This is a genomic window from Solwaraspora sp. WMMD792, from assembly GCF_029626105.1.
Taxonomy (GTDB): domain Bacteria; phylum Actinomycetota; class Actinomycetes; order Mycobacteriales; family Micromonosporaceae; genus Micromonospora_E.
This window is the reverse complement of record NZ_JARUBH010000009.1, coordinates 612,035-637,610: the sequence shown is the minus strand read 5'-3', so window position 1 is coordinate 637,610 and position 25,576 is coordinate 612,035. Positions and strand designations below refer to the sequence as shown.

At 72.2% G+C, this 25,576-nt stretch carries 28 protein-coding genes; 9 read left to right on the top strand and 19 right to left on the bottom strand.

Annotated features, from left to right (window positions below):
- Nucleotides 1–41: 41 nt before the first annotated feature.
- The 8 genes from O7629_RS04445 to O7629_RS04410 form a co-directional block, all read right to left on the bottom strand.
- The gene (locus O7629_RS04445) at nt 42–2,237 is read right to left on the bottom strand and encodes an EAL domain-containing protein (RefSeq protein ID WP_278167661.1); all 2,196 of its coding nucleotides are present in this window, start codon (nt 2,235–2,237) and stop codon (nt 42–44) included.
- Between the two features lie 239 nt (nt 2,238–2,476).
- Nucleotides 2,477–4,663, bottom strand: a complete 2,187-nt coding sequence (gene ligA, locus O7629_RS04440) for an NAD-dependent DNA ligase LigA (protein ID WP_278167659.1) — start codon at nt 4,661–4,663, stop codon at nt 2,477–2,479.
- A gap of 111 nt (nt 4,664–4,774) precedes the next feature.
- On the bottom strand, nt 4,775–4,936 hold the full coding sequence (locus O7629_RS04435; RefSeq protein WP_278167657.1) for a hypothetical protein: 162 nt from the start codon (nt 4,934–4,936) through the stop codon (nt 4,775–4,777).
- Nucleotides 4,937–5,025: 89 nt separating this feature from the next.
- A complete protein-coding gene (locus tag O7629_RS04430; RefSeq protein WP_278174402.1) occupies nt 5,026–6,072 on the bottom strand; it encodes a methionine synthase in 1,047 nt (348 codons plus the stop codon).
- A gap of 59 nt (nt 6,073–6,131) precedes the next feature.
- Nucleotides 6,132–7,205 (bottom strand): tRNA 2-thiouridine(34) synthase MnmA, encoded by a 1,074-nt coding sequence (gene mnmA, locus O7629_RS04425; RefSeq protein WP_278167655.1) that lies wholly within the window; start codon nt 7,203–7,205, stop codon nt 6,132–6,134.
- 62 nt (nt 7,206–7,267) lie between these two features.
- Nucleotides 7,268–8,464, bottom strand: a complete 1,197-nt coding sequence (locus tag O7629_RS04420; RefSeq protein ID WP_278167654.1) for a cysteine desulfurase family protein — start codon at nt 8,462–8,464, stop codon at nt 7,268–7,270.
- Between the two features lie 58 nt (nt 8,465–8,522).
- Nucleotides 8,523–9,119, bottom strand: a complete 597-nt coding sequence (locus tag O7629_RS04415; RefSeq protein ID WP_278174401.1) for a class F sortase — start codon at nt 9,117–9,119, stop codon at nt 8,523–8,525.
- 50 nt (nt 9,120–9,169) lie between these two features.
- A complete protein-coding gene (locus O7629_RS04410) occupies nt 9,170–10,006 on the bottom strand; it encodes a DUF4397 domain-containing protein (RefSeq protein ID WP_278167652.1) in 837 nt (278 codons plus the stop codon).
- A gap of 253 nt (nt 10,007–10,259) precedes the next feature.
- Between O7629_RS04410 and O7629_RS04405 the strand changes: the two genes are divergently transcribed.
- Nucleotides 10,260–10,946: a sigma-70 family RNA polymerase sigma factor gene (locus O7629_RS04405; RefSeq protein WP_278167651.1), complete on the top strand. Its 687-nt coding sequence runs from the start codon at nt 10,260–10,262 to the stop codon at nt 10,944–10,946.
- Entirely contained in the window at nt 10,900–11,628 is a 729-nt protein-coding gene (locus tag O7629_RS04400) for an anti-sigma factor (RefSeq protein ID WP_278167650.1), read from the top strand. The genes O7629_RS04405 and O7629_RS04400 overlap by 47 nt, the downstream gene beginning before the upstream one ends.
- A gap of 60 nt (nt 11,629–11,688) precedes the next feature.
- Here O7629_RS04400 and O7629_RS04395 read toward each other — a convergent pair whose 3' ends face one another.
- The 3 genes from O7629_RS04395 to O7629_RS04385 form a co-directional block, all read right to left on the bottom strand.
- On the bottom strand, nt 11,689–12,651 hold the full coding sequence (locus tag O7629_RS04395) for an electron transfer flavoprotein subunit alpha/FixB family protein (RefSeq protein WP_278167649.1): 963 nt from the start codon (nt 12,649–12,651) through the stop codon (nt 11,689–11,691).
- 14 nt (nt 12,652–12,665) lie between these two features.
- A complete protein-coding gene (locus O7629_RS04390; RefSeq protein WP_278167648.1) occupies nt 12,666–13,445 on the bottom strand; it encodes an electron transfer flavoprotein subunit beta/FixA family protein in 780 nt (259 codons plus the stop codon).
- A gap of 221 nt (nt 13,446–13,666) precedes the next feature.
- Nucleotides 13,667–14,071, bottom strand: coding sequence for a hypothetical protein (locus tag O7629_RS04385; protein WP_278167647.1), 405 nt, complete (start codon nt 14,069–14,071; stop codon nt 13,667–13,669).
- Between the two features lie 33 nt (nt 14,072–14,104).
- Between O7629_RS04385 and O7629_RS04380 the strand changes: the two genes are divergently transcribed.
- The 3 genes from O7629_RS04380 to O7629_RS04370 are packed head-to-tail and all read left to right on the top strand — an operon-like array spanning nt 14,105 to nt 15,284.
- Nucleotides 14,105–14,494 (top strand): DUF202 domain-containing protein, encoded by a 390-nt coding sequence (locus O7629_RS04380; protein ID WP_278167646.1) that lies wholly within the window; start codon nt 14,105–14,107, stop codon nt 14,492–14,494.
- Nucleotides 14,487–14,822: a DUF202 domain-containing protein gene (locus O7629_RS04375; protein ID WP_278167645.1), complete on the top strand. Its 336-nt coding sequence runs from the start codon at nt 14,487–14,489 to the stop codon at nt 14,820–14,822. Before O7629_RS04380 ends, O7629_RS04375 begins: the two co-directional genes overlap by 8 nt.
- Before the next feature lie 36 nt (nt 14,823–14,858).
- Nucleotides 14,859–15,284, top strand: a complete 426-nt coding sequence (locus O7629_RS04370) for a PLD nuclease N-terminal domain-containing protein (RefSeq protein ID WP_123600376.1) — start codon at nt 14,859–14,861, stop codon at nt 15,282–15,284.
- A 39-nt stretch (nt 15,285–15,323) separates the two neighbouring features.
- On the opposite strand, the gene O7629_RS04365 is transcribed toward O7629_RS04370, so the two are convergent.
- From O7629_RS04365 to O7629_RS04350, 4 genes are all read right to left on the bottom strand, one after another.
- Nucleotides 15,324–16,139 (bottom strand): ABC transporter permease, encoded by an 816-nt coding sequence (locus O7629_RS04365; RefSeq protein WP_278167644.1) that lies wholly within the window; start codon nt 16,137–16,139, stop codon nt 15,324–15,326.
- Complete coding sequence (locus O7629_RS04360) at nt 16,136–17,215, bottom strand: ATP-binding cassette domain-containing protein (RefSeq protein ID WP_278167643.1); 1,080 nt, start codon at nt 17,213–17,215, stop codon at nt 16,136–16,138. Before O7629_RS04360 ends, O7629_RS04365 begins: the two co-directional genes overlap by 4 nt.
- 159 nt (nt 17,216–17,374) lie before the next feature.
- Complete coding sequence (locus O7629_RS04355; RefSeq protein ID WP_278167642.1) at nt 17,375–18,997, bottom strand: acetolactate synthase; 1,623 nt, start codon at nt 18,995–18,997, stop codon at nt 17,375–17,377.
- Nucleotides 18,998–19,165: 168 nt separating this feature from the next.
- On the bottom strand, nt 19,166–19,939 hold the full coding sequence (locus tag O7629_RS04350) for an enoyl-CoA hydratase-related protein (RefSeq protein ID WP_278167641.1): 774 nt from the start codon (nt 19,937–19,939) through the stop codon (nt 19,166–19,168).
- Between the two features lie 94 nt (nt 19,940–20,033).
- Between O7629_RS04350 and O7629_RS04345 the strand changes: the two genes are divergently transcribed.
- Together O7629_RS04345 and O7629_RS04340 are read left to right on the top strand one after the other, a co-directional pair.
- Complete coding sequence (locus O7629_RS04345) at nt 20,034–20,663, top strand: DUF6232 family protein (protein WP_278167640.1); 630 nt, start codon at nt 20,034–20,036, stop codon at nt 20,661–20,663.
- 4 nt (nt 20,664–20,667) lie between these two features.
- Complete coding sequence (locus O7629_RS04340; protein ID WP_278167639.1) at nt 20,668–21,435, top strand: hypothetical protein; 768 nt, start codon at nt 20,668–20,670, stop codon at nt 21,433–21,435.
- A 3-nt stretch (nt 21,436–21,438) separates the two neighbouring features.
- Here O7629_RS04340 and O7629_RS04335 read toward each other — a convergent pair whose 3' ends face one another.
- Nucleotides 21,439–21,705 carry a helix-turn-helix transcriptional regulator gene (locus tag O7629_RS04335; RefSeq protein ID WP_278167638.1) on the bottom strand — a complete coding sequence of 89 codons (267 nt, stop codon included), beginning with the start codon at nt 21,703–21,705 and terminating at the stop codon, nt 21,439–21,441.
- 77 nt (nt 21,706–21,782) lie between these two features.
- Here O7629_RS04335 and map point away from each other — a divergent pair, with 77 nt between their 5' ends.
- A complete protein-coding gene (gene map / locus O7629_RS04330) occupies nt 21,783–22,556 on the top strand; it encodes a type I methionyl aminopeptidase (protein ID WP_278167637.1) in 774 nt (257 codons plus the stop codon).
- 100 nt (nt 22,557–22,656) lie between these two features.
- Complete coding sequence (locus tag O7629_RS04325; protein ID WP_278167635.1) at nt 22,657–23,292, top strand: SRPBCC family protein; 636 nt, start codon at nt 22,657–22,659, stop codon at nt 23,290–23,292.
- 104 nt (nt 23,293–23,396) lie between these two features.
- On the opposite strand, the gene O7629_RS04320 is transcribed toward O7629_RS04325, so the two are convergent.
- The 3 genes from O7629_RS04320 to O7629_RS04310 all read right to left on the bottom strand — a co-directional run bounded on the left by O7629_RS04320 (nt 23,397) and on the right by O7629_RS04310 (nt 25,576).
- Nucleotides 23,397–23,804, bottom strand: a complete 408-nt coding sequence (locus O7629_RS04320; RefSeq protein ID WP_278167634.1) for a YccF domain-containing protein — start codon at nt 23,802–23,804, stop codon at nt 23,397–23,399.
- A gap of 71 nt (nt 23,805–23,875) precedes the next feature.
- Complete coding sequence (locus tag O7629_RS04315) at nt 23,876–24,766, bottom strand: ribokinase (protein WP_278167632.1); 891 nt, start codon at nt 24,764–24,766, stop codon at nt 23,876–23,878.
- Between the two features lie 12 nt (nt 24,767–24,778).
- Nucleotides 24,779–25,576, bottom strand: a complete 798-nt coding sequence (locus O7629_RS04310; RefSeq protein ID WP_278167630.1) for an ABC transporter ATP-binding protein — start codon at nt 25,574–25,576, stop codon at nt 24,779–24,781.

Sequence of the window (25,576 nt, the reverse complement as noted above, 5' to 3'; positions counted from 1 at the left end):
ATCCTCGCTCAGCGTGGCGCACCGGGCCGGACCCGACGAGTCTATTTCTCCGGCGGGTCGGCCGAGTCATCGGGCGGGCCGGGCGGGTCTGGCCGCCGGTCTGGCGGCGCGTCGGCCGAGTCATCGGGCAGGCCGGGTGGGACGCCGCGCGGGCCGGGGACCAGTGGACGGTACCGGGCCAGCCAGCTGACCAGTTCGTCGGCGGGCATCGGCCGGGCGTAGAACCAGCCCTGGGCGACGTGGCAGCCGAGCGCGTACAGCCGCCGCCAGGAGGCGTCGTCCTCGACGCCTTCGGCGACCACCCGCAGCCCGAGCGCCCGGGCCAGCTCGATCACCGAGCGGACGATGGCCGCGTCGTCGGTGTCGGCGGCCATGCCGAGTACGAACGAGCGGTCGATCTTGACTTCGGACAGTGGGAGCCGGCGCAGGTGCTGCATGGACGAGTAGCCGGTGCCGAAGTCGTCCAGGGCGATCGCCACCCCGATCGCGTCGAGCCGCGAGATGGTGGCCAGTACCCGCCGGGGGTCGGCCATCAACGCCCCCTCGGTGATCTCCAACTGGAGTTGCTCCGGTGACAGGTTGTAGCGGGTGAGCCGGTCGGAGATCTGGTCGGCGATCTCGCCGGTGTGCAGGTCCCGGACGCTGACGTTGACGGCTGCCCGCATGGTGATCCCGGCGGCGGCCCACTTGGCGATCTGCTCGACGACGTCGTCGACGACCCGGCGGGTGAGCAGGCGCATCACGGCGCTCTGCTCGGCGACCTTGATCAACTCTTCCGGGTCGACCATGCCCCGGCGCGGATGCCGCCAGCGCAGCAGCGCCTCCACCCCGACCACCTCGCCGGTCGCGATCTCCACCTGCGGCTGGTAGTACATGGTGATCTCACCGACGTCGTCGACCTCCCGCCCCGGGTCGGCCGCGTGCGCGCCGTTGACGTCGAGCACCCGGCGCAGGTCGGCGAGGAGGCTGAGCCGTTCCGGCGTGTTGTGGTCCGACTCGGCGGCGTAGACGGCGGTGCCGTCACCGGTGTCCTTGGCGTCGTACATCGCGACGTCGGCGTGTTGCAGCAGGGTGGCGAAGTCCCCGCCGTGCTCGGGGTAGAGGGCGATGCCCACCGATCCGCCGACGTCCAGCGGCAGCCCGTCCAGGGCGACCGGCTCGGCGAGCGCGGTCACCACCTGTTCGGCGATCTCCCGCGCCTCGTCCGCGCCGGTGAGCCGGGTGGCCAGGATGGCGAACTCGTCACCGCCGAGCCGGACCACCAGGTCCTGCGGCCGGACCACCATGGCCAGCCGCAGCCCCACCTCGATCAGCAGCCGGTCGCCGACCAGATGCCCGAGCGCGTCGTTGACCCGCTTGAAGCGGTCCAGGTCGAGCAGCAGCAGTGCCATCTGGGAGTCTGGCGCCCCGCGCCGGAGCGCGTCGGCGTGTGCCGGCACCTGATCGGCGATCTCGACAATCAGTGCCTTGCGGTTGGCCAGCCCGGTCAACGGGTCGAGCCGGGCCGACCGTTCCTGCTCGCTGGCCAGCGCGGCCATCCGGTAGACCGCGTACAGCGGCACCAGCACCAGTGGGATCAGCGCCGGGTCGACCTGCGCGGCGACGACCAGCACCGGCCCGAGCAGCAGCAGTGATCCGGTGGAGGACAACTCGAAGCCGATGCCACGGCGGGCCGACCGCCACCACCGGCCGCCGAAGCGCAGCCGGATCGCCAGGGTGACCGTGCTGTAGTTGACCGCCGACCAGGCGGCCGCCGCGCCGACCGCCACCGCGACGTCGCTCCAGGCCAGCTCCGCGGTGCCGGCGAAGGCGCCCGGCCCGGCCAGCCCGGCCACCGCCGCTGCGGCGGCGAGCGCCAGCGCGTACTGCGAACTGTTGAACAGGGCCCGCCACGGCACGTGCCGGGCCCGCCAGGCGAAGACCGCCACCGCGACGGCCTGCACCGCGACCGCCGGGCCGAGGCCCCAGGCGAGCAGGATGGCGAAGGTGAAACAGACCGACGGGAAGACCTCGGATCGGCGCCGCCGGCCCGGTGGGGTGAACGGTCGGGCGTCGCCGACCACCGCGAGCAGGGCCATCAGCCAGAATGCCGCCGGCAGGTCGGAAATCTGGGCGGGCAGGTTCAGCAACGGTACGGCGCAGACGGCGAGCGCCGCAGCGGTCACACCGCCGACAAAGCCGAAGAACCCAGGTGCGCGTTCCGGAGGAACGGAGTTCCGCAATGCAGCGGCCTCCATCTGCCCTCCCGTCGCGCTCCCGTGGCCTGCTTCACCGGCTCAGCGCGAGCCGGGCGTCCCGCCGACGTCCTACACCTTAAGGACGGACGGCCGGCGGGTCAGGAGCGAAGCGCGGTCGTGACTGATTTGAGACGCGGTCGGCGAATGCCCGACGCGGGGATTCCCGGCCGTCGAGAAATGGCGTCCGCCAATTGTCGGAGCTCCGGCGATGGTCCGGGCCCGCCGACGCCGGAGCGCCGCTAGCTGGCGGCGGCGGGCTCGGCCGTACCGGCCGTATCGGCAGGCTGGGCGGACTCGGCCGGCTGGTCCGGTTCGTTGACGGCGACCGCTCGGGCCGCGTCCGTCCCTTCCCCGAGGAGAACCCCGAAGCCTGCCTCGTCGAGCACCGGGACACGCAGTGATACGGCCTTGTCGTACTTCGATCCCGGGCTGTCGCCGACCACCACGAAGCCGGTCTTCTTCGACACCGAGCCGCTGACCTTGCCGCCGCGGGACTGCACCGCCTCGGCCGCCTCGTCACGGGAGTAGCCGGCAAGCGAACCGGTGATCACGACGGTGACGCCAGCCAACGGGCGCGGTGCCCGGTCGTCACCGGCTTCCTCGACCATCCGCACGCCCGCCGCACGCCAGCGCTGGACCACCTCCTGAGCGTGCGGGGCGGCGAACCAGTCGGCGGCGGCCGCGGCGATCACCGGACCGACCCCGTCGACGTCGACCAGTTGCTCCTGGCTCGCGGCGGCGATCGCGTCGATCGAACGGAACTCGCGGGCCAGCGCCTGGGCGGCGACCGGGCCGACGTGCCGGATGGAGAACGCGACGATGATCCGCCACAGCGGCCGTTGTTTGGCCTCGGCGAGGTTGGCCAGCAGTTTCTTCGCGTTCTCGGTCAGCTCCCCGCTCTGGTTGCAGAAGAACTCGACTCCGGACAAGCGGTCCGCGTCAAGATCGAATAGGTCGCCGATGCTCTGCACGACACCGGAATCGACCAGGGCGATCGCCGACCGCTCCCCCAGCGCCTCGATGTCGAGAACACTGCGGCCGGCAATGTACTCCAGCTTGCGGGTCAACTGCGCCGGGCAGTCAAGATTCGGACACCGGATATCGGCGTCACCTTCTTTTTCGTAGCGCAGCTCGGTGCCACACTCCGGGCACTCGGTCGGCATCACGAACTCGCGCTCGGCGCCGGTCCGCAGATCGACGACCGGGCTGACCACTTCGGGAATGACGTCGCCCGCTTTCCGCAGGACCACCATGTCGCCGATCAGTACCCCTTTGCGGGCCACCTCTCCGGCGTTGTGCAGGGTGGCGAAGCCGACCGTCGAGCCGGCCACCTTGACCGGGTCGAGCACCGCGTACGGGGTGACCCGCCCGGTCCGTCCGACGTTGACCTTGATGTCGAGCAGCCGGGTGTTCACCTCCTCCGGCGGGTACTTGTAGGCGATCGCCCAACGCGGGGCGCGACTGGTGGAGCCGAGACGGCGCTGGACCGACACCTCGTCGATCTTGACCACCACGCCGTCGATCTCGTGCTCCACCTCATGGCGGTGCGAGGCGAAGTGGGCGATGAAGTCACGCACCCCGTCGCGGTCGCCGACCACCTGCCAGCGTTGGCTGATCGGCAGCCCCCAGTCGGCCAGCTGCCGGTACGCGTCGGACTGGCGTACCGGCTCGAAACCCTTGCGCGCCCCCAGTCCGTGCACCACCATGCGCAGCCCGCGTCCGGCGGTGATCCGGGGATCCTTCTGCCGCAGCGAGCCGGCGGCGGCGTTACGCGGGTTGGCGAACGGCGCCTTCTCCTGGGCGACCAGGCTGGCGTTGAGCTCGTCGAACGCGGCCACCGGGAAGTAGATCTCGCCACGCACCTCCAGCAACTCGGGTGCCTCTCCGGCCAGCCGCTCCGGGATCTGCCGGATGGTCCGCACGTTGGGGGTGATGTCCTCGCCGACCCGACCGTCGCCCCGGGTCGCCGCCCGGGTCAGCACGCCCCGCTCGTAGGTGAGGTTGACCGCGAGGCCGTCGACCTTCAGCTCGCACAGGTAGTTGACCGGGCCACCGGCGTCGCGCTCGACCCGGTCGGCCCAGGTGGTGAGCTCATCGTCGTCGAAGGCGTTGTCCAGGCTCATCATCCGCTCGGCGTGGTTCACCGGGGCGAACTGGGTGGCGTAGGCGTAGCCCACCCGCTGGCTGGGCGAATCCGGCGTGCGCAGCGACGGGTGTCGCTCCTCCAGCTGGTTCAGCTCCCGGATCAGCAGGTCGTACTGCCCGTCGGAGATCTCCGGCGCGTCGAGGACGTGGTAGCGGAACTGGTGGCGATCGATCTCCTCGGCGAGCGTGGCGTGCCGCTCCCGGGCGGCCGCGTCGGGCTCCTCACCGGCCTGCGCCTGCTGGGCGGCGCTGACCTGCTGCGGAACGACTTCCTCGGACACCGGCTGACCTCCGTGTTCGGATCTACCTGCGCACCGTATCGGTCGGCACCGACATTCGCGGGTACGGGCCGGCGGATCGGCAACAGTCACCCGCGCGGTGGGCCGGCCCGGTCACTCGCCTTCAACGAGGTTGAACACGGCCACCCCGGCGCACCACAGGAAGCACAGCACGAAGACCACCACCAGCACGGCGACGATCAACCCGCGGTACATCCGCCACCAGCCGCGCCGACCGGCGGCCGGGTCACCCTCGCTGTCACCGTGGTAGCTCATCGCCACCAACGGTAACCGTAGGCACACCCCGGGCGGCAGTGTTCCACGGCCGAGACCCCACCGCACTCCACCGCCGGCCGCCGGCCGGGTCAGCCCTCGGCCAGCCGCCGGCCGGCGTCGCGGCAGGCGGCCAGCGCGGCCCGGGCGTACGGCACGGTCGCCCCGGCCAGCCCGCACGCCGGGGTCACCACCACCTGGGCGGCGGCCCGCTCCGCCGGGAACCCCAGCTTCGACCAGAGGGTACGGACCTGTCCCGCCGCCCGCGCCGAGGCCGGTGCCGCCGCGCCGGTCGCTTCCCCGGTCGCCGGCACCACCCCGGCGAACAGCCCCATCCCGGCGTCGATCGCCTCACCGACCGGGTCCAGGTCGGTGAGCAGCTCCAGGTCGGCGGCGATCGCGACGGCTCCGGCTGCCCGCAGCAGACCCACCGGCACCCCAGGGGCGCAGCAGTGCACCACCACCGGCACACCGACGCCGGAGATCACCTCGGCGAGCAGGTCCCGGACGGTGCCGGCGGCGACCGCCCGGTAGGTGTGCAGACCGCTGTCGGTGCGCAGCGTCCCGGCCAGCACGGCGGGCAGCGAGGGTTCGTCGAGTTGGAGCAGCAGCCGCGCACCCGGCACCCGGCGGGACACCTCCGCGACGTGCTCCCGCAGGCCCTCGGTGAGCGAGGCGGCGAGGTCACGTACGGCACCGTGGTCGCGGACCAGCCGCCCACCGAGGCCGACGTCGAGATTGGCGGCCAACGTCCACACCCCGGCGGCCTGCAGTTTGACCGGCCCGGTGTAGCCGTCGGCCTGCTCGGTCAACTGGTCGAGGTCCCGTTCCCGCAGGTCGAGTGCGCGGCGCAGGTCCCGGCCGGGTCGGGCGGCGACCCGCCACCGACCGGCGTACAGCTCGACCGGCAGGTCCACCAGGAAGGTGGCACCGCGCCCGATCATCTCCGCGCCCGGCCCCCGGGCCGGCAGCTCGGGCAGGTGCGGCAGGCCCGGCAGTTCACCGAGGACGATCCGTTGCGCTTCGGCGACGTCGGTGCCGGGCAGCGATCCGATCCCGCTGGCGGCACCCGGCGGCCAGGGCCACGGTGTGTCCGCCGCCGCCGCCGCCGCCGCGGCGGCCGGCTCCGGTCCCGGCAGGTCACTCGCGTCGGTCACGGCAGGTCACTCGCGTCGGTCACGTCCGCCGACTCTACCGGTCAGCCGGCGATGGTCGCCGAGCCGAGCACCACGTCGCCGGCCGGATCGGGCCGGTAGGCGACCATCGCCTGGCCGGCGGCCACCCCCCGGACCGGCCGGTGCAGCTGGGCGTGCATGCCGGCATCGGTCAGCTCGACCACCGCCGGGGTGGTCGAGCCGTGCGCGCGCACCTGGAGCATCGCCTCGACCGGGCCGGTCGGCCGGTCCCCGCCGATCCACACCGGGCGGACACCGGTCACCGTGTCCACGTCCAACGCCTCGGCCGGGCCGACGGTCACCGTGTTGCTCGTCGGGGTGATCGACAGCACGTAGCGGGGTCGACCGTCCGGCGCGGGCACCCCGATGCCCAGGCCACGCCGCTGGCCGACGGTGAACGCGTACGCCCCGTCGTGGCGGCCGACGACCGCGCCGGTCGTCGCGTCGACCACGTCGCCCGGGGCGTTGCCGAGCCGGTCGGCGAGGAATCCGCGGGTGTCGCCGTCGGCGATGAAGCAGATGTCGTGCGAGTCGGGCTTGTCGGCCACCGCCAGCCCGCACCGCGCCGCCTCGGCCCGGACCTGCGCCTTGGTGGAGTCGCCGAGCGGGAACATCGCCCGGTCCAGTTGGGCCCGGTTGAGCACGGCGAGCACGTACGACTGGTCCTTGGCCACGTCGACGCTGCGCCGCAGCAGGCCGTCGGGGCCGAGCCGGGCATGATGGCCGGTGACCACCGCGTCGAACCCCAACGCCACCGCGCGATCCAGCACCGCCGCGAACTTGATCTTCTCGTTGCAGCGCAGGCATGGATTGGGGGTACGGCCGGCGGCGTACTCGGCGACGAAGTCGTCCACCACGTCACTGTGGAACTGCTCGGCCATGTCCCAGACGTAGAACGGAATGCCGATCACGTCGGCGGCCCGCCGGGCGTCCCGGGCGTCCTCGACGGTGCAGCAGCCACGGGCCCCGGTGCGGTACGTCTGCGGATTGCGCGACAGCGCCAGGTGCACGCCGGTCACGTCGTGCCCGGCGGCCACCGCCCGGGCGGCCGCCACCGCCGAATCGACCCCGCCGGACATCGCCGCCAGTACTCGCACCGTACCCATCTCCTGCCTGATCGTCGCCGCACCCTCGAGGGTAGTCCCGCAGCGGTGCCGGGTCAGCCGGCGGCGGGCGGCACCGGCTTCGTGCTGCGGACCGCGCCGGCCCGACGGGCCCGCTCGACCGCACCGGGCAGGGCCGCCACCAGCGCGTCGACCTCAGCCCCGGTGGAGTCGTGGCCCAGGCTGAACCGCAGCGACGAGCGGGCCCGCTCGTCGTCGTCGGCCATCGCCAGCAGCACGTGCGACGGCTGCGCCACCCCGGCCGAACAGGCCGAGCCGGTCGAGCAGGCGATGCCCTGGGCATCGAGCAGCAGCAACAGCGCGTCGCCTTCGCAGCCGGGGAACGAGAAGTGCGCGTTGCCGGGGAGCCGGTCGGCCGGGTCCCCGTTGTAGATCACGTCCGGCACCACCTGGCGTACCCGTCGGACCAGGTCGTCGCGGAGCGCGCCGACCCGCGCCGCGTGCTCGGCCTGGCGTTTCACCGCCACCTCGACGGCGACCGCGAACGCGGCGATCCCGGCGGTGTCGAGCGTGCCGGAGCGGACGTCGCGCTCCTGGCCACCACCGTGCAGCAGCGGGGTGCAGGTGACGTCGCGGCCGAGCAGCAGGGCACCCACGCCGGCCGGGCCACCGAGCTTGTGACCGCTGACGGTCAACGCGGCGGCGCCGCTGGCGGCGAAGTCGACCGGGACCTGGCCGACCGCCTGGACCGCGTCGGTGTGCAGCGGTACGCCGACCCGCGCGGCCATCGCCGCGACGGCGGCGACCGGTTGCACGGTGCCGACCTCGTTGTTCGCCCACATGACGGTGACCAGGGCCAGCTCGTCAGCGGCGGCGTCCAGCTCGGCCTGCACGGTGGCGGCGTCGACCCGACCGGTGGCGTCCACCGGCAGCCAGGTCACCTGGGCCTGCCCGTGCTCGGCGAGCCACTGCACGGCGTCGAGTACGGCGTGGTGCTCGACGGTGCTGGCCAGGATCCGCCGCCGGGCAGGAGCTGCCGCCAACCGCGCCCAGAAGATCCCTTTGACCGCGAGGTTGTCGCTCTCCGTACCACCGGCGGTGAAGATCACCTCGGACGGCCGGGCGCCGAGGGCGGCGGCGACCCGCTCCCGGGCCTCCTCGACCGTACGCCGGGCCGCCCGTCCGGCGGCGTGCAGTGACGACGCGTTACCGACCCGACGGGCGGTGGCGACGTAGGTCTCCACCGCCTCGTCGAGCATCGGCGTGGTCGCGGCGTGGTCGAGATAAGCCATCACCAGCAAGCCTATCCGCCGGGTCGGGCCCGGCGACGGGGCGGCCGGACCCGACCGGTCAGGTCGGTACGGCGGTGACCACGATGTTGTCGCGGTACCGCCCGGCTGTCTCGTCGAACGGACCGCCGCAGGTGATCAGGGTCAGCCGGACGGCACCGTCCCGGGCGAAGTATCGCGCCAGCGGAATCTCCGACTTGTCGTACTCCTCCCGACCGACCACCCGGAACTCGCGGACCTGGTCGCCGGCGACCACCTCGATCCGGTCGTCGGCGGCCAGCTCCCGCAGCCGGAAGAAGGCTCCCGGTCCCTGGCCCGCGCCGTCGACGTGACCGGCGATCACCACCGACCCTGCCTCGGCCTCCAGACCGGGGCCGAACCGGTACCAGCCGACCTCGTCGACACTGGGTGGCACGTCGAACTCGCCGGTGTCGGTGACGACACCGACCGGCGCCACCCGGGCGACGACGTCGATCGCCGGGATCGCGAGCCGGGTCGGGGCGAGCACGGCGGCCGGGCCGGGCAGCGCGCCGGGGCGGACCGGCACCGTCGCAGCCGGTGCCGCGGCCGACGGAGACGGGCTGGCCAGCCGCCGGACCTGGTCGGCACCGACGCTTTCGGAGCCGGTACCACAGCCGGCGACCAGCACGACGAGCAGTGCGACGACGCCGGCGACCGTGGCCGCCGGCGCCGTCGTGCGGTCGACCGTCACCGGCGGGTCGCGACCCGGTTCCGGGCCGCGAGCAGCCCGCCACCGACGACCAGCAGCAGTACGCCGGTAAGCGCGGCCAGGTACCAGCCGGTGTTCGATCCGGTGTCGGCCAGGCCACCGGTGCCGCTGGGCACCCCATCCGGTGCCGAGTGCAGCCCGGAGACCGTCTGGGCGACGATGTCCAGGGTCTCGTCCGACGCGGAACCGATGGCGTAGACGATCGTCGCGGTGCCCTCGTTGAGGTTCAGCTCGGTCGGCCCGAGCACCACCGTGTCGGTTCCGGTCAGCACGACGTCGGCGGTGACGGCGCCGGCCGGCAGGTCGGCCGACTCCTCGTTGGGGTTGGTCAGGTTGCTGAACACCGGCTCGCCGCCGGCCCGCACGTCGACCCCGGGGGCCGCCGCGGTGTGCCGGACGATCAGCCGGGCCTGCCCGGCGTCGGTCGCCGAGACGTCGTTGGCGAACGGGGTGATCGTCGGCGCGCCGTCGGCGTCCAGATGCGCGACGATGCTGATGTTCGCGCCGCCGGGTACCGCAGCGTCGTCGGCGGTCAGGATCGCGTCCTCGACCGGCTCGCCGGGGCGGGTCAGGGCCAGATCGTACGAGCCCTCCTCCAGCGCGAGGGGTCCGGCGACGTCGCCGGGTTGGAAGTTTTCCAGGGTGCGCTCGCCGTTGACGTAGACGTCGACCGGGGTGCCCGGGATGCCGTGCACCACCGCGACGTCCGACGTCGCGGCGAACGCCGGGGTGGCGGTCACCGCGCTGAGCCCGACGAAGGCGGCGACTGCGGCTGCGGTGCCGGTAACTGCCCGATGCGCTGACGTAGCTCGCATTTCTGCTCCTCAGGAACGATTGCGACTGCGCCGCCCGCCGGGGCCCTCGGCGAACGGCCTCACTGTGCAGAATTCGACCGTCGGGTGTCGTCCGGATGCAGCCGACGCGGATTGGTTCTCCTCCACAGATTCGTCTCCGCCACGGATTCGTCTCCACCACATCTGCGTCTGCGCCGCATCCGGCTGGCGGTCCGTCGCCGAACCCTTGACGACCTGGAGTTCTCGGCACGGCTGGGCGGTCGGAGCGATTTCGGTGGGAGTTACAGTCAGGCATGCCGTACAGATGGCGATGTCCCGGGTGAGCGGGGACACCGACGACGGGCACCGGGACGGCCGTACCCCGGCGCCCAGGGGCTCTGTCACCGACGACCAACTGCTGGCGCAGCGGTTCGCCGCTGGCGACGAGAAGGCGTTACGGCAGGTCTACGACCGGTACGGCCGGGCCGTACTGCATCTGGCCGCCAGCACCCTGGCGACCCGGGCGGACGCCGAGGACGTGGTGCAGACCACGTTCGTGGCCGCCTGGCTGGGTCGTGACGGGTTCGACCCGGCCCGGGGCTCGCTGCTCAGCTGGCTGCTCGGCATCGCCCGGCGCAAGGTCGTCGACCGGATCCGGGCGCTGTCGCGGGAGGACCGGGTCGCCGATTCGGTACGGCAGGCGACGGCCGCCGCCCCGGCTGTCAGCCCGGATCCGGCCCAGGTGGTGGATCGGTTGGTGATCGCCGACGAGCTGGCCTCGCTGCCCGACGAGCAGCGCCGGATGCTGGAGTTGGCGTTCTTCGACGATCTGACCCACCAGCAGATCGCGGCGGTGACCGGGGTTCCGCTCGGCACGGTCAAGAGTCACATCCGCCGGGGCATGGCGAGTCTGCGACGACGATGGGAGGTGGACGGTGCCGCATCTGGAGCACGACCGACTGGTCTTCCTGGCACTCGGTGAGACTGCGGCGGACGCCGCTGAGTCCGGTCACCTCGTTGACTGCCCGTCGTGCCGTACCGAGCTGGAAACGTTGCGTCACATCGGCCGGCTCGGCGCGCAGACCCAGGACCTGGCCGATCTGCCCGAGCCGCCGGAACACGTCTGGCAGCGCATCGTGTCGGAACTCGACGCCGCAGCGGCACCGGCAGAGCCCTCGGCACCGCCGGCTCCGGCGCCCGCGCCGGTGGCGGTGCGGCCGCGACGCCGGGCTCGTCGGTGGGCTCCGGTAGTCACCGCGCTCGCCGCCGCAGTCGCGGGGGTCGTCGGTACGGTGACCGTCGTCCGGCTCGTCAGCCCGGCCCAGCCGGAGGCCGACGTGGTGGCCAGTGCCGCGCTCGCCGCGTTCGGCGACGCCCCGGCCGACGCGGGCGGGCAGGCCCGGGTGTTCGACGACGGCCGGCTGCACCTGCACGTCTCCGGCCTGCCCCGGGCGGCCGGCTACTACCAGGTCTGGCTGATCGACCCGGACACGATGCAGATGTTCCCGGTCGGCACCCTGGCCGACGCCGCCGACGTGCTGATGCCGCTGCCGACCAACGTCGATCTCGACGCCTACCGGCTGGTGGACGTCTCGGCGGAGGAGTACGACAACGATCCGACGCACTCCGGGCAGAGCCTGCTGCGCGGCACCCTGTCCGGCTGACACCGTTGACGGCGGTGGCCGGGACCAGTTGGTCCCGGCCACCGCCGTCGACGGATCACGTCACTTGCGCTTGCGGATCTCCTCGGCTGCCTGCGGGACCACCTTGTTCAGGTCACCCACCACACCGAAGTCGGCGAGCTCGAAGATCGGCGCCTCGCCGTCCTTGTTGACCGCCACGATGGTCTTCGCGGTCTGCATGCCGGCCCGGTGCTGGATCGCCCCGGAGATACCCAGCGCCACGTACAGCTGCGGGGAGACGGTCTTGCCGGTCTGCCCCACCTGGAACTGGTGCGGGTAGAACCCGGAGTCGACCGCGGCCCGGGAGGCGCCGACCGCGCCGCCGAGCAGGTCGGCGAGCTCCTCGACCAGTTTGAAGTTGTCGCCGCTGCCGACACCGCGCCCACCGGAGACGACCACCGAAGCCTCGGTGAGCTCCGGCCGGGAGCCGGACTGCTCGGCGACCCGCTCGACCACCTTGGCCAGCTTGTCGGAGTCGGTGACCTGCACCTGCAGCTGCTCCACCTGCGGGGTGGCCGGGGCCGGCTCGGGCGCCACCGAGTTGGGTCGCAGCGTCACCAGCGGCAGGCCCCGGGTGACCCGGGAGGTGACGATGGTGGCGCCGGCGAACGCGATCTGGGTCGCGGTGCCGTCGGCGGCCAAGTCGACCACGTCGGTCAGCAGGCCGTTGTCCAGCCGTACGGCGAGCCGCCCGGCGATCTCCTTGCCTTCCTGGGATGAGGCGAGCAGCACCGCGCCGGGCTGCACCCGGCCGATCAGCTCGGCCAGCACGGTCACCTTCGGAGCGACGAGGTAGCCGTCGATCTCCTCGCTCTCGGCGGCGTACACCTTGCTGGCGCCGTACTCACCGAGCTTTTCGCTCATCGCGGCGGCCGCGCCGGGCCCGCCGAGCACCACCGCGGACACCTCGCCGCCCAGTTTGCGGGCCAGGGTCAGCAGTTCCAGGGTGACCTTCTTGACGCCGAACTCACCGGTGGCCTCGACGACAACGAGAACCTCAGCCATGTCAACCTCCCCGCTCACACGAACTTCTCGGACGCCAGGAACTCGACCAGCTGTACGCCGGCCTCGCCGTCGTCGACGACCTTCTGCCCCGCCGACCGTGGCGGGCGCTTGCGGTGCTCGACGACCTCACTGGTCGCCCCGTCGAAGCCGACCTCGCTGGCGGCGACGCCCAGATCGGCCAGGGACAGGCTCTGTACCGGCTTCTTCTTGGCCGCCATGATCCCCTTGAACGAGGGGTAGCGCGGCTCGTTGATGGTGTCCCACACCGAGACCACCGCCGGGGTGGTGGCGCTTACCACCTCGTAGCCTTCTTCGTTCTGCCGTTCGACGGTGAGCGTGTCGCCGTCGACGGTCAGCTTGCGGGCGCCGGTCAGGGCGGCGATGCCGAGCCGCTCGGCGAGCATGTGCGGCATCACCTGTACCCGCCCGTCGGTGGACTCCGCGCCGCAGAGGATCAGATCCGCCCCAAGGGTGCCGAGGGCTGCGGCGAGAACCTTGGAGGTGGCGACCGCGCAGGAGCCGTGCAGGGCGTCGTCGACGACGTGCACCGCCTTGTCCGGCCCCATCGACAGCGCCTTGCGGATCGACTCGGCCGCGCGGTCCGGGCCCATGGTGAGGATGGTCACCTCACCGCCGTTGGCCTCCCGCAGCCGCAGCGCCTCCTCGATCGCGTACTCGTCCATCTCATTGATCACGTTGTTGGCCGACCCGCGGTCGACGGTGTTGTCGTCACCGCGCAGGGCGCGTTCCGCGCCGGAATCGGGCACCTGCTTGACGAGTACGACGATGTTCATCGCGCTTCGACACCCCTCCTGTAGGTGGTGCTGCTCTACCACTCTCGGCGCAGCCTGCCGCTTTCCTTAACGATCGGTCAACCGAGCACCGCTGTGGAATGCCCCACCCACTATGTTACCCGCAAGTAGCCAAGGGCCAAACGGCCCCGCCGACAGGCCGACCGGACCGAACGACTGCCCTGGTCAGCAGGGGTGACGGATCGGTCAGGGGGATGGAGCGGTCAGGAGGGAGTAGCCAGCGCCTGCCTGATCTTGGAGATCATCGCCGTCTCCGCCGGGTCGACCCCGGACGCGGCCCGCGCCACCCGGTCGACCGCCTCGGTCACCGCCGACCGGTAGTGCTCCAGATCGTGCGGGGCCTTCGCGGTGAGCACCGCCACCGACTGCCGCAGCGCCGGCAGCACCAGTTGCTCCACCGCCTCCGGGGTGTCCCGTGCCAACTTGGGCAACTCGCCGCTGGTCAGCACGTCGTTCACCAGACCCGACGTCCCAGCGAACACGTCCGAGGCGGCGAAGCTCTCCCGGACCATCGACACCAGCCCCGGGTCCGCAGCCGACACCAGGTAGACGGCGCCGAAAGCGCCGGTCTTCAGCGTGCTGCGCTCGTCATCGGTCAGCTCGGCCACAGACAGTGAGTCTAGCCGGCGATAATGATCCACGTGTGGAGTGCGCTGCGCCGGTGGTTCGATCCTCAGGAGCTGCGCCGGGTCGGCACCGCGCCCGACTACCGGTTCTCGCTGGCGAACGAGCGGACCTTCCTGGCCTGGATCCGGACCGCCCTGGCGTTGGTCGCCGGCGGGCTGGCCATCGCGCAGTTCCTGCCTGAGCTGTCCGTGGTCCACCTGCGGGAAGGGCTGGCGGTGACCCTGCTGCTGCTCGGCGGGACCGTCGCGCTGCGGGCGGTCGACCACTGGGCCCGTACCGAGCGGGCCATGCGACTGGGCACCGACCTACCGGCGTCCCGGTTTCCGGCGTTCCTCGCGATCTGTGTCGGTGTCGGTGCCACCGCGTTGACCATCGTCGTACTGGTCGAGGCGGCCAGTGGCTGATCCCGACCCGCCGGCCGACCAGCACGGCCCACCGGCCCGCGATCCAGGGCTGCAGCCGGAACGGACCCGGCTGGCCTGGCGGCGGTCGGCTCTGGCCCTCACCCTGGTGGTGGCGCTGACCATGCGGCTGGCAGTAGAGCGGGGTGGGGCCGCCATGCTCCTCGGGCTGTTCGCGGTGGTCGGTTGGGCCGGGCTGATCGGCTACGCCTACCGGCACGCCAGTGGCCCACGACGTCCGGCAGCCGGACAGATCAGCGCGGAGGTGCCCCTGCTGGGGCTGGTCACCGCCGGTTACGCGGTGCTCGGCGCCATCCTGATCCTCAGCTGACTAGGCTGAGCCCGCCGGGCGGGGCATCATTGCGGGATGGCCCGCGTGTTCATCCTGCTCTTCATGCTCCACGTCGTGCTCATGGCGGTGGCGCTGATCAGCTGCCTCTCAGCGGAGAAAGGTGACGTCCGCGCCCTGCCGCGCCTGCTCTGGGTGCCGGTCATCATCGTCATCCCCCTCCTCGGGCCGGCCGCCTGGTTCCTCAGCCGCCGGCCCGGCTTCGGCAGCCCGTCACCGCTCGGCGGCGTCCCCCGACCGACCGGCACCCCGCCACCGCGCAACCGCCCGGCGGCCCCCGACGACGATCCCGAGTTCCTGCGCGCGCTCGACGCTGAGAAGTCGAAGCAGGATCGCGAGCTCTTCGAACGGTGGGAGGAGGATCTGCGCCGCCGGGAGGACGACCTGCGCCGCCGGGACGCCGCAGACCCCCGGGAGGACCGCCGGCCCGAGTCAGGTGCCTGACTCGGGCGACCCGAGCGGCCCGCCCGGAGAATGGTCAGGTCAGACCCGACGCTTGAACCGGGCGAGTGCCAGCGGCGCGAACACCGCCGCGATGCCGGCTGCCCAGAGCAGCGAGTAGCCGACCGGGCCGGCGGCGGGCGCGCCACTGAGCAGGCCACGCAGGCCGTCGGCGAGGATCGTCACCGGGTTGACCTCGACCCAGGCCTGAAGCCAGCCCGGCATGGTCTCGGTCGGCACGAATGCGTTACTGGTGAAGGTCAGCGGAAAGATCACCATGAAGCCGAAGATCTGCACCTTCTCCGGCTCGCTGACCATCACCCCGACCAGCACCGAGATCCACGACGCGGCCAGTGTGAAGGCCAGAATCAGCGCGAACGCGCCGAGCAGGCCGACCGGACCACCCTCGACCCGGTAGCCGAGGATCATCCCGACACCCAGCAGCAGCAGCACCGACCAAGCCTGCTTGACGGTGTCGGCCAGAATGCGCCCGGCCAGCGGCGCCCACCGGGCGATCGGCAACGACCGCAACCGGTCGAACACCCCTTTGGTGAGGTCGGTGTTCAGCCCGAACCCTGTGGTCATCGTCGCGAAAAGGGCGTTCTGCACGATGATTCCCGGCAACGCGAAGGTCAGATAGTCCCCCGGCGTGCCGGCGATCGCACCGCCGAACACATAGGTGAACAGCAGCAGGAACATCAGCGGTTGGACGCTGAGATCGAGCAGTTCCAACGGGTTGTGCTTGATCTGCACCAGGCTCCGCCAGGCCAGGGTGCCGGTGTGCCGCAGCCCGGCCACCGGACTGACCCACTGGTGCCGCCCGGGCAGTTCGGGCGTGGTGACGGTGGTGGCGGTCAACGGATTCCCTCCATGGTGGCGGCGGTCGGCTGTGCTCCCGTACCGGCCGGCCCGGTCGCCGGTGTCGGCCGCTCGCCGGTGCCGGCCTCCGAACCGCCGGTACCCGCCGCAGAACCGGTGCCGGCCGCCGAGCCGCCGGAGCCCGGATCGGCCCGGTGGCCGGTGAGCGACAGGAAGACCTCATCCAGGCTGGAGCTGCGCAACGCCAGCTCACCGACCTTCACCCCGGACTCGTCAAGCCGGCGGACCACCGCCGGCAGCAGGTCCGCATCGGCGGTGCTCACCGTCACCGTGGTCTGGGCCAACGACGGCTCGTTGCCAGACAGGTCCCGCAGCGTGGTCAGCACCGTCGGCAACTGTTTCGGATCGGTCGGGCGCACCGCGAGGACCTGGGCACCGGTCTTGGCCTTCAGCTCCTCCGGCGTACCGCCGGCGATCACCCGCCCGTGGTCGACCACGGCCAACTCGTCGGCCAGCTGGTCGGCCTCCTCCAGGTACTGGGTGGTGAGCAGCACCGTCACACCACCGGCGACCAGCCCACGGACCAGCTCCCACAGCTCGTTGCGGCTGCGCGGGTCCAGCCCGGTGGTGGGTTCGTCGAGGAACAGCACCTGGGGCCGTCCCACCAGGCTGGCGGCCAGGTCGAGGCGGCGGCGCATACCGCCCGAGTAGGTCTTCGCCGCGCGGTCGGCGGCGTCGGTGAGCTGGAACTCGGCCAGCAGTTGCCGGGCACGGGAACGCGCGTCACGCCGCGACGACCCCAGCAACCGACCGATCATGATCAGGTTTTCCACGCCGGTCAGCGTCTCGTCGACCGAGGCGTACTGCCCGGTCAGGCCGATCGACCGGCGGACCTGGTGAGCCTGGCCGACCACGTCGAAGCCCTGCACCCGGGCGTGCCCGGCGTCCGGCCGCAACAGGGTGGCGAGCACCCGGACCGCGGTGGTCTTGCCGGCCCCGTTCGGCCCGAGCAGCCCGAACACGGTGCCGGTACGGACCGCGAGATCCACCCCGGCCAACGCGGTCGTCGAGCCGAACCGCTTGACCAGGCCCTCGGCCCAGATCGCGTGCGACATCCTCACTCCTGTCGTTTGTCTGCAGACCCACAATGAACGACAGGACCGACATTCCGCCAAGCATTTGCCGACCAGATCGGGTCGGCGATCCGTCAGAGCCAGGTCCGACCAGCGCTCAGGCCAGGTTCGACCAGCGCTCAGGCCAGGTCCGACCAGCGCTCAGGCCAGGTTCGACGAGCGCGGATAGGCGTCGTCCGGGTCGGTCAACACATTGACCAGGTACGGCACCCCGGCGTCGAAGGCCCGACGCAGCGCCGGACCGATGTCGCCGGCCTTGGTGACCGTCTCCCCCGCGCCGCCCAGCGCCCCGACGATCTCGTCGTAGCGCAGCCCCGGCTGCAGATCGGCGGCGACGTCGTAGCCGTACATGGCGCGCATCGGGTGCTTCTCCAACCCCCAGATTCCGTTGTTGCCGACCACGATCACGACCGGCAGCTTCTGCCGGGCCAGCGACTCGACGTCCATCAGCGAGAAGCCGGCCGCGCCGTCGCCCATCAGCACGCAGACCTGCCGGTCCGGGTAGGTGAGCCGGGCACCCATCGCGTAGCCCATGCCGGTGCCGAGGCAGCCGTACGGGCCGGGATCGAGCCAACTGCCGGGCACCGACGGCTCCAGGTAGCGGCCGGCGTACGAGACGAAGTCACCGCCGTCGCCGATGGTGACGGCATCCGGGTCGAGCACCGCCCGCAGTTCGCCGTAGATCCGCGACGGGCGGATCGGGTCGGACTCGGCGGCGAGCTCCGCCGCGTCCCGCGCCCTGGCCTGCTCCTCGGCGGCGCGCAGGTCGGCCAGCCAGCCGGTGTGGTCGGCCCGGTCGCCGGAGTGGTCAGCGAACGCGGACAGGATCAGCCGCAGGTCACCGGCGGGCGAAACGGCCGGCTGTACGTGGGTCGCCCGCTGGCTCGGCGCGTCGACGACGTGCACCACCTGGGCGGCGCCGAAGTCACCGAAGCTGAGCCGGAAGTCCAGCGGGGTGCCGACCACCACCACCACGTCGGCCCGACCGAACGCGACCCGCCGCGCCTTCGCGAAGGCCAGCGGGTGCCCCGGCGGCAGCGATCCACGCCCCATGCCGTTGGTGAAGACCGGCACCTGCAGCGCCTCGGCGGCCTCCCGCAACGCGGCGACGGCGTCCCCGGCGTACACGTCGGAGCCGGCGACGATCACCGGACGGTCGGCGGCGGCGATCAGCCGGGCCGCGCGGGCGACCTCGTCCGGGTCGGGCTCGACCACCGGCACCGCGTCGGCGGTCGGCGCGGTCACCTCGGCGGTCGAGAAGACAACCTCCAGCGGCAGGTCGAGGAAGGCGGGGCCGCGGTGCGGGGTGAGCGCGGCGGACAGCGCGGCACCGACCGCGGCCGGTACGTCGTCGGTCGCGGCGACCGTGGCGGCGTGCTTGGTGACCGGGGCGACCAGCGGTACGTGGTCGATCTCCTGCAGGCTGCCCGACCCCCAGCGGAACGCCGGTGCCCGGCCGCCGAGCACCAGCACCGGCGCGGCGTTGAAGAAGGCGCTGGTCAGACCGGAAATGCCGTTGGTGACGCCGGGGCCGGCGGTGAGTGCGGCCAGCCCGGGACGACGCTGCAGTTTCGCCACCGCCTCGGCGGCGAAGACGGCGGTCTGCTCGTGCCGTACGTCGTAGATCGGGAAGTCGGCGGCGTGTGCGGCGTCGTAGAGCGGGAAGATGTGGCCGCCGGAGAGGGTGAACAGCTCGCGTACGCCGTACGCCTGGGCGGCGGCCAGCGCCAACGTCCCGCCGTGTCCCTCGATCCGCTCCGCCATCGCCGATGCCTCCCGTCGCCCCGGGCCCGCCCGGCCGGCGCGCCCCCGAGCAGGTTACCGCCCAGTCACTTCGTTCGGCATCCACCTGCGACCGGCACCGCCGGCACCGAGCCGGTTCAGGGGCCGGCCGAAGGGCCGGCGGAGGGGCCGGCCGAGGGCCGATACGGGCTAGCGACCGGTGAAGTCAGGCTTACGCTTGGCGACGAACGCCGCCATCCCCTCGGTGCGGTCGTCGGTGGCGAACAGGCCGGCGAACAGTTGACTCTCCCAGGCCAGGCCGGAGGCGAGGTCCATCTCCAGACCCCCGTCGATGGCCAACTTGGCCGCCTTGACCGCCTGGGCCGGGCCGGTCACGAACGGCCGGACCATGTCGAGTGCCGCCGCGTACACCTGGTCGGCCGGGACGACGCGGTCGGCCAGGCCGATCCGCTCGGCCTCGGCGGCGTCGACCATCCGTCCGGACAGGATGATGTCCTTGGCGCGCGCCGGGCCGACCAGCCGGGCCAGTCGCTGGGTGCCGCCGGCACCGGGGATGACCCCCAGTTTGATCTCCGGCTGGCCGAGTTTGGCGTCCTCGGCGACCACCCGCCAGTCGCAGGCCAGGGCCAGCTCGCAGCCGCCGCCGAGGGCGTAGCCGGTGATCGCGGCGACCACCGGTTTCGGGATCCGGGCGACCGCGTCGAAGGCGCTGGACAGCTGCGCCGCGCGTGCCGCCATGTCCACGTACGACATGTCGGCCATCTCTTTGATGTCGGCGCCGGCTGCGAAGACCTTCTCTCCGCCGTAGACCACGACGGCCCGGACCCGCTCGTCGTCGGCGACGGTACGCGCGGCGTCGCGCAGCTCCTCCTGCACCGCCGCGTTCAGCGCGTTCATCGGCGGCCGGGCCAGCCGAATCGTGGCCACCCCCTGCTCGACCTCGACCAGCACCAGCTCCGGCACGGCGGACCTCCCCATCGACGTCGCGTTCTGGGACAGCCTACGGCGAACGCCGGAGAGTGGGTAACGTGATCCACAACGTGAGGGGGGCAGACGGATGATCACCTACTACGATGACAAATCCGTACGGATCACCTCCACCGAGATCCGGGTGGACCAGCACCGACATCCGCTCACCCAGGTGCACCGGATCTGGCAGCGGCGGGGTGCCCGCTCGTGGAGTGCCCTGGCCGGCCGGGGCATGGTCGGCGTCGCTTTCCTGGCCCCGGTGGCGACCGCGATCATCGGGCTGGCAACCGCGCTGACCATCAACGCCTCGCCGACCGTCACCATCGCGCTGATCGGTGGATCGATCCTGGTCGGGCTGGTCATCATCCCGATCGCGGACCTGCTGCTCGGGCTGCTCGACGACTCCTACGACCGGGGCGCGCACCTGCTCGAACTCTGGGCCGAGGTACGGGGCGCCCCGGTGCTACTGGTGTCCGACCGGGACGCGCTGCGGGTGGGACGCATCCACCGCGCGCTACGCCGTGCGGTCGAGGCCGCGCTGGCATCGCAAGCGCCCGTCCCGGCCCGAGCAACACCGGGCCGAACCGCTCCGGCCCGAGCCATAACGGCCCGAGCCACACCGGGCCCAGCCACACCGGGCCGACCGGCGCTGCCCCGGCCCGCGCCGGGTTCCGCCGACCGGCGCGCCAGCGGTGGTGGCCGGCGCGCCGCACAATAGGGAGATGCCACTCCCGCTGCCGTCCCCGGCGAGTCTTGTCGCACTTACCAGATCCACCGTCGGGCAGGTCGCCGGTGCGGTGACCGGCGCGGCCGGGCGGGCCACTGGCCAGGCCGGTGAGGTGGCGACCCGGATGGGCCGACTCACCTCCGAGTACGCCGCCGTGCCGTCGCGCGCGTTCGCCGTACTGGATGAGATCGAGGCTCTGGTGCAACGGGTCGGCACGGTGGTCGACCGGGTCGAGATGCTGCTCGACCGCAGCGAACGGGTGGTCGCGGAGGCGGAGGAGGCGACCCTACGGGTGGAGACGATCGCCACGGCGGCGACCGACGCGGTGGCGGCCGCGACCCGGGTGGCGGCCGCCGCGCAGACGCTGCTCACCGACGCCGACCGGGTGGCGGTGGGGGCCAGTCGGGTGGTGGGGCGCAGCGAGGAGATCGCCGAGCGGTCGGCCGAGCTTATCGGCGAGTACGAGCCGGCGCTGCGCCGTGGCGCTCCGATGGCCCGGCACTTCGTCGAGCAGTTGAGCGAGGATGAGGTGGACGCGGCGGTGCGGCTGGTCGACGAGCTGCCCCGGCTGACCCAGCATCTCAAGGCCGACGTGCTACCGATCCTGGCCACCCTGGACCGGGTCGGGCCGGACATCCACGACCTGCTGGAGGTGACCCGGGACCTGAAGTTGGCGGTGGCCGGCATCCCGGGTCTGCGGATGTTGCGCCGCCGGGGCGCGGACCGGCTCGGTGCGGACGAGGCCCCGCCACCGGGCGAGTGAGCGCTAGGACGCCTGACGGACGGGTATCTCGGCCAGCCAGACGTCGGCCAGGTCGCCGAGGGGGACGTCGAGGGCCTGGCTGAGCCGGACGACGGTGCCGAACGCCGGCGCCGGAAGCCGGCCCGCTTCGATCTTGCGCAGTGTCTCGGGGGAGATGCCGGCCGCCAGCGCCACCTCGACGAGGCTGCGGCCGGCCCGGGCGACCCGCAAAGCGGCACCGAGTCGCTGGCCTGCGGCGATCTGTTCGGCGGTGAGCGGTTGGCGGACCATGTCCAGCAGGATAGCTCTCCGGAGCGCCCTCGGACCGGCGTGGTATAAAAATACCGCAGAGGGAGAGGGAGGCTGTCGTGATCGAGCTCAAGTCCGCCCAGGAGATCGACCGGATGGCGGTGACCGGGCAGTTTGTCGGCGAACTGCTCGCCGAACTGAGCGGTGTCGCCGCGGTCGGCGTCAACCTGATGGACATCGAGCACCACGCCCGGCGGCGGATCGCCGAACGCGGCGCCGAGTCCTGCTACTGGGACTATGCCCCGTCGTTCGGCCGCGGTCCGTTCCGCAACGTACTGTGCCTGTCGGTCAACGACGCGGTTCTGCACGGCCTCCCGCACGACTACGTACTGCGCGACGGCGACCTGCTCAGCATCGACATGGCGGTCGGCATCGACGGCTGGGTGGCCGACTCCGCGGTCTCCGTCATCGTCGGCACCCCCGATCCGGCCGATCTGCGGCTGATCGAGGCCACCGAGGTCGCCCTCGCGGCGGCGATCGCCGCCGCCCAGCCCGGCGGGCGCCTCGGCGACGTCTGCGCCGCGATCGGCGAGGTCGCCGGTTCGTACGGCTACAGCGTCAACGGCGAGTTCGGCGGTCACGGCATCGGCCGCACGATGCACGAGGACCCGCATGTCGCCAACACCGGCCGTGCCGGCCGTGGGATGCGGCTCGATCCCGGCCTGACCATCGCGATCGAACCCTGGTTCTGTCACTCCACCAACAAGATCAGGTACGACGAGGACGGCTGGACGATCCGTTCCGCCGACGGCTCCCGTACCGCCCACTCCGAACACACGGTCGCCATCACACCGTCCGGGCCCCGAGTCCTGACCGGCCGCCCGACACCCTGAACCCGGAAAGCAACACGAGTAGCTTATATAAGATATTGCTGATACTGTGCCCACCGGTCGGACCTTCCGACCGGTGGACACACACGTCTATGGAGCGACGATGATCGACATTGACGAGCAGATCAGCACCGTCGAACGACGGATCGGCAGTCGGGTCCTCGATGCGGGCACCGCCCGGGTGCAGACCATCTCCCGCACCTACGCGGCAAGCGTCGACGAACTCTGGGACGCCTGCACCAGCGCCGAACGCCTCCCCCGCTGGTTCCTGCCGGTCTCCGGCGAGCTCCGACTGCACGGCCGCTACCAGCTCGAAGGCAACGCCGGGGGTGTGGTGCAGCGCTGCGACCCGCCGAAGAGCTTCGCCGCCACCTGGGAGTTCGGCGGCGAGGTGAGCTGGATCGAGGTACGGCTGAGCCCGCTGTCCGACGGAACGACCCGGTTCGAGCTGGAGCACGTGGCGCACGTCGACGACGAACGGTGGGCACAGTTCGGGCCCGGCGCCACCGGTGTGGGCTGGGACCTGGCCCTGATCGGGCTCACCCTGCACCTGGCGGCCCCGCAACAGCCGGTCGACCCCCAGGCGGTCGAGGCGTGGAGCACGTCGGCCGAGGGGCGAGAGTTCATCACCCGCAGCAGCGACCAGTGGCGTGCGGCGAGCGTCGCCGCCGGCACCGATCCGACCGAGGCGGGCGAGGCTGCGGAGCGGACGACCGCCTTCTACACCGGCACGGCCTGACCGCCCCGGCGCCGCCACTGACACGGACTCGGGCATGTACGGGGCGCCAGCAGGTGCCGTCGACCACCCGCCCGACACCCGGACGGGACCGCTGGCCGGCCGGGTCAGGCGTGGACCAGGCCTGGGCGACGCAGATCCTCGACGTCGACGACCTCCCGGCCCAGCGGCCAGAACGCCGCCGGCACCAACTTGAAGTTGGCGATCCCGAACGGGATGCCGATGATCGTCAGACAGAGCGTCACGCCGGTGACGATGTGGGTGAGCGCCAGCCACCAGCCGGCCAGCACCACCCAGAGGATGTTCGCCAGCCCGGAGCCGATCCCCGCCCCCGGCTTCGCGACCAGCGTCCGACCGAACGGCCAGAGGGAGTAGTAGGCCAACCGCAGCGACGCCACTCCGAACGGGATCGTGACGATCAGTACGAAGCAGACGAGCGCTGCCACCGCGTACCCGAGGCCGAGCACGATGCCGCCGCCGAAGATGAGCCAGAGCAGGTTGAGAATGACTCGCATGTCTCGATGATCCCGCATCCGCGCCACCCGGCACCGGCGTTTCGCGGGTAGTCAGCCGGCCAGGGCGTCGATCAGCCGGCCAGAGCGTCGATCTCGGCGCGCTGCGGCAACGACACCGAGGCCCCCAGGCGGCGTACGCAGGCCGCACCGGCCGCCGACGCCCACCGGACCGCGGACACCAGGTCCCGTCCCTCGCCCCAGGCGACCGCGAGCGCGCCGGTGAACGCGTCACCGGCGGCGGTGGAGTCCACCGTCTCGACTGGAAAGGCCGGCACGTGATGCACCGTACCGTCGCGGTCGGCGAACCAGGCGCCTTCGGCACCCAGGGTGAGCACCGCCCGACGGACCACCGTCAACAGCGCCGCCGGATCCTCCCGCCCGACGCCGACGATCGCCCGCGCCTCGGCCTCGTTGACCACCAGCAGATCCACCGCGTCGAGCAGTTCGGCCGGCAGCTCACGGGCCGGGGCGGCGTTGAGGATCACCCGGGTGCCCGCCTCGCGGGCCGCCGCCGCGGCGGCCAGCACCGTCTCCAGCGGAATCTCCAACTGCGCCACCAGCACGTCGGCGTCCCGCACCGCCGCCAGCTCCGGCTCGGTGAGCCCACGGAACGCCGCGTTGGCGCCCGGGGTGACGACGATCGCGTTCTCACCGGCCGCGTTGACCATCACGATCGCGACGCCGGACGACCCGTACACCACCCGCAGCTGGCTCGTGTCCACCCCGGACCGGGCGATCCGGCCGGTCAGGGTGACGCCGAAGGCGTCCGAGCCGACCGCGCCGAGGAACACGCAGTCGCCACCGGCGCGGGCCGCCGCGATCGCCTGGTTGGCACCCTTGCCGCCGGGCACCGTGACGAAGTCGGTGCCGAGCAGGGTCTCCCCCGGCGACGGCAGTCTCGGCGCGGTCGCCACCAGGTCCATGTTCGCGCTGCCGACCACCGCGATCCGCGGCGCTGTCACGACGTCCTCCGCTCAGGCGGCCCGGGCGGTGTACCGCTGGCCCGCCCGCTCGACGACCAGCGGTACGCCGAACGTCTCCGACAGGTGCTCGCCGGTGATCGTGGCGGCCAGCTCGCCGGCCGCGACGACGGTGCCGCCGCGCAGCAGCAGGGCGTGGGTGAAGCCCGGCGGGATCTCCTCCACGTGGTGGGTGACCAGCATCAACGCCGGGGAATGCGGATCCTGGGCGAGGACCCCGAGCCGGCCGACCAGCTCCTCGCGGGCACCGAGGTCGAGCCCGGCCGCCGGCTCGTCGAGCAGCAGCAGCTCCGGGTCGGTCATCAGCGCCCGGGCGATCTGCACCCGCTTGCGTTCACCTTCGGAGAGGGTCCCGTACTCGCGCTGCGCCAGCCCGGCCACGCCGAACTGGCCGAGCAGCTCCTGCGCCCGACCCACGTCGAGCTCGTCGTAGCGCTCCCGCCACCGGCCTACCACCGACCAGGCGGCGGTCAGCACCACGTCGAGCACCCGCTCGGTGCCGGGGATCCGTTCGGCGAGGGAGGCGGTGGTCAGCCCGATCCGGGTTCGCAGCTCCGCCAGGTCGGTGCGCCCCAGCTGCTCGTCGAGGACCCGGACGGTCCCGGTCGTCGGGTGCAGCCGGCCGGCGGCGAGGCTGAGCAGGGTGGTCTTGCCGGCACCGTTCGGGCCGAGCACCACCCACCGCTGGTCGGGCTGCACCCGCAGGGTGATGTCCTGCAGCAGGGCCGTGCCGGAGCGGGTCACGCCCACTGAGTCGAGCTCGATCACCAGGTCGTCAGCAACGGTAGGCAC

What these genes read in the sequence shown, in the direction of transcription:
- O7629_RS04395 (WP_278167649.1), bottom strand. Translation starts at nt 12,651, where the DNA reads ATGGCTGAGGTTCTCGTTGTCGTCGAGGCCACCGGTGAGTTCGGCGTC.
- O7629_RS04435 (WP_278167657.1), bottom strand. Translation starts at nt 4,936, where the DNA reads ATGAGCTACCACGGTGACAGCGAGGGTGACCCGGCCGCCGGTCGGCGC.
- O7629_RS04355 (WP_278167642.1), bottom strand. Translation starts at nt 18,997, where the DNA reads ATGGCGGAGCGGATCGAGGGACACGGCGGGACGTTGGCGCTGGCCGCC.
- O7629_RS04360 (WP_278167643.1), bottom strand. Translation starts at nt 17,215, where the DNA reads ATGTCGCACGCGATCTGGGCCGAGGGCCTGGTCAAGCGGTTCGGCTCG.
- O7629_RS04345 (WP_278167640.1), top strand. Translation starts at nt 20,034, where the DNA reads ATGATCACCTACTACGATGACAAATCCGTACGGATCACCTCCACCGAG.
- O7629_RS04390 (WP_278167648.1), bottom strand. Translation starts at nt 13,445, where the DNA reads ATGAACATCGTCGTACTCGTCAAGCAGGTGCCCGATTCCGGCGCGGAA.
- O7629_RS04370 (WP_123600376.1), top strand. Translation starts at nt 14,859, where the DNA reads ATGGCCCGCGTGTTCATCCTGCTCTTCATGCTCCACGTCGTGCTCATG.
- O7629_RS04320 (WP_278167634.1), bottom strand. Translation starts at nt 23,804, where the DNA reads ATGCGAGTCATTCTCAACCTGCTCTGGCTCATCTTCGGCGGCGGCATC.
- O7629_RS04410 (WP_278167652.1), bottom strand. Translation starts at nt 10,006, where the DNA reads ATGCGAGCTACGTCAGCGCATCGGGCAGTTACCGGCACCGCAGCCGCA.
- O7629_RS04325 (WP_278167635.1), top strand. Translation starts at nt 22,657, where the DNA reads ATGATCGACATTGACGAGCAGATCAGCACCGTCGAACGACGGATCGGC.
- O7629_RS04445 (WP_278167661.1), bottom strand. Translation starts at nt 2,237, where the DNA reads ATGGAGGCCGCTGCATTGCGGAACTCCGTTCCTCCGGAACGCGCACCT.
- O7629_RS04340 (WP_278167639.1), top strand. Translation starts at nt 20,668, where the DNA reads ATGCCACTCCCGCTGCCGTCCCCGGCGAGTCTTGTCGCACTTACCAGA.
- O7629_RS04335 (WP_278167638.1), bottom strand. Translation starts at nt 21,705, where the DNA reads ATGGTCCGCCAACCGCTCACCGCCGAACAGATCGCCGCAGGCCAGCGA.
- O7629_RS04420 (WP_278167654.1), bottom strand. Translation starts at nt 8,464, where the DNA reads ATGGCTTATCTCGACCACGCCGCGACCACGCCGATGCTCGACGAGGCG.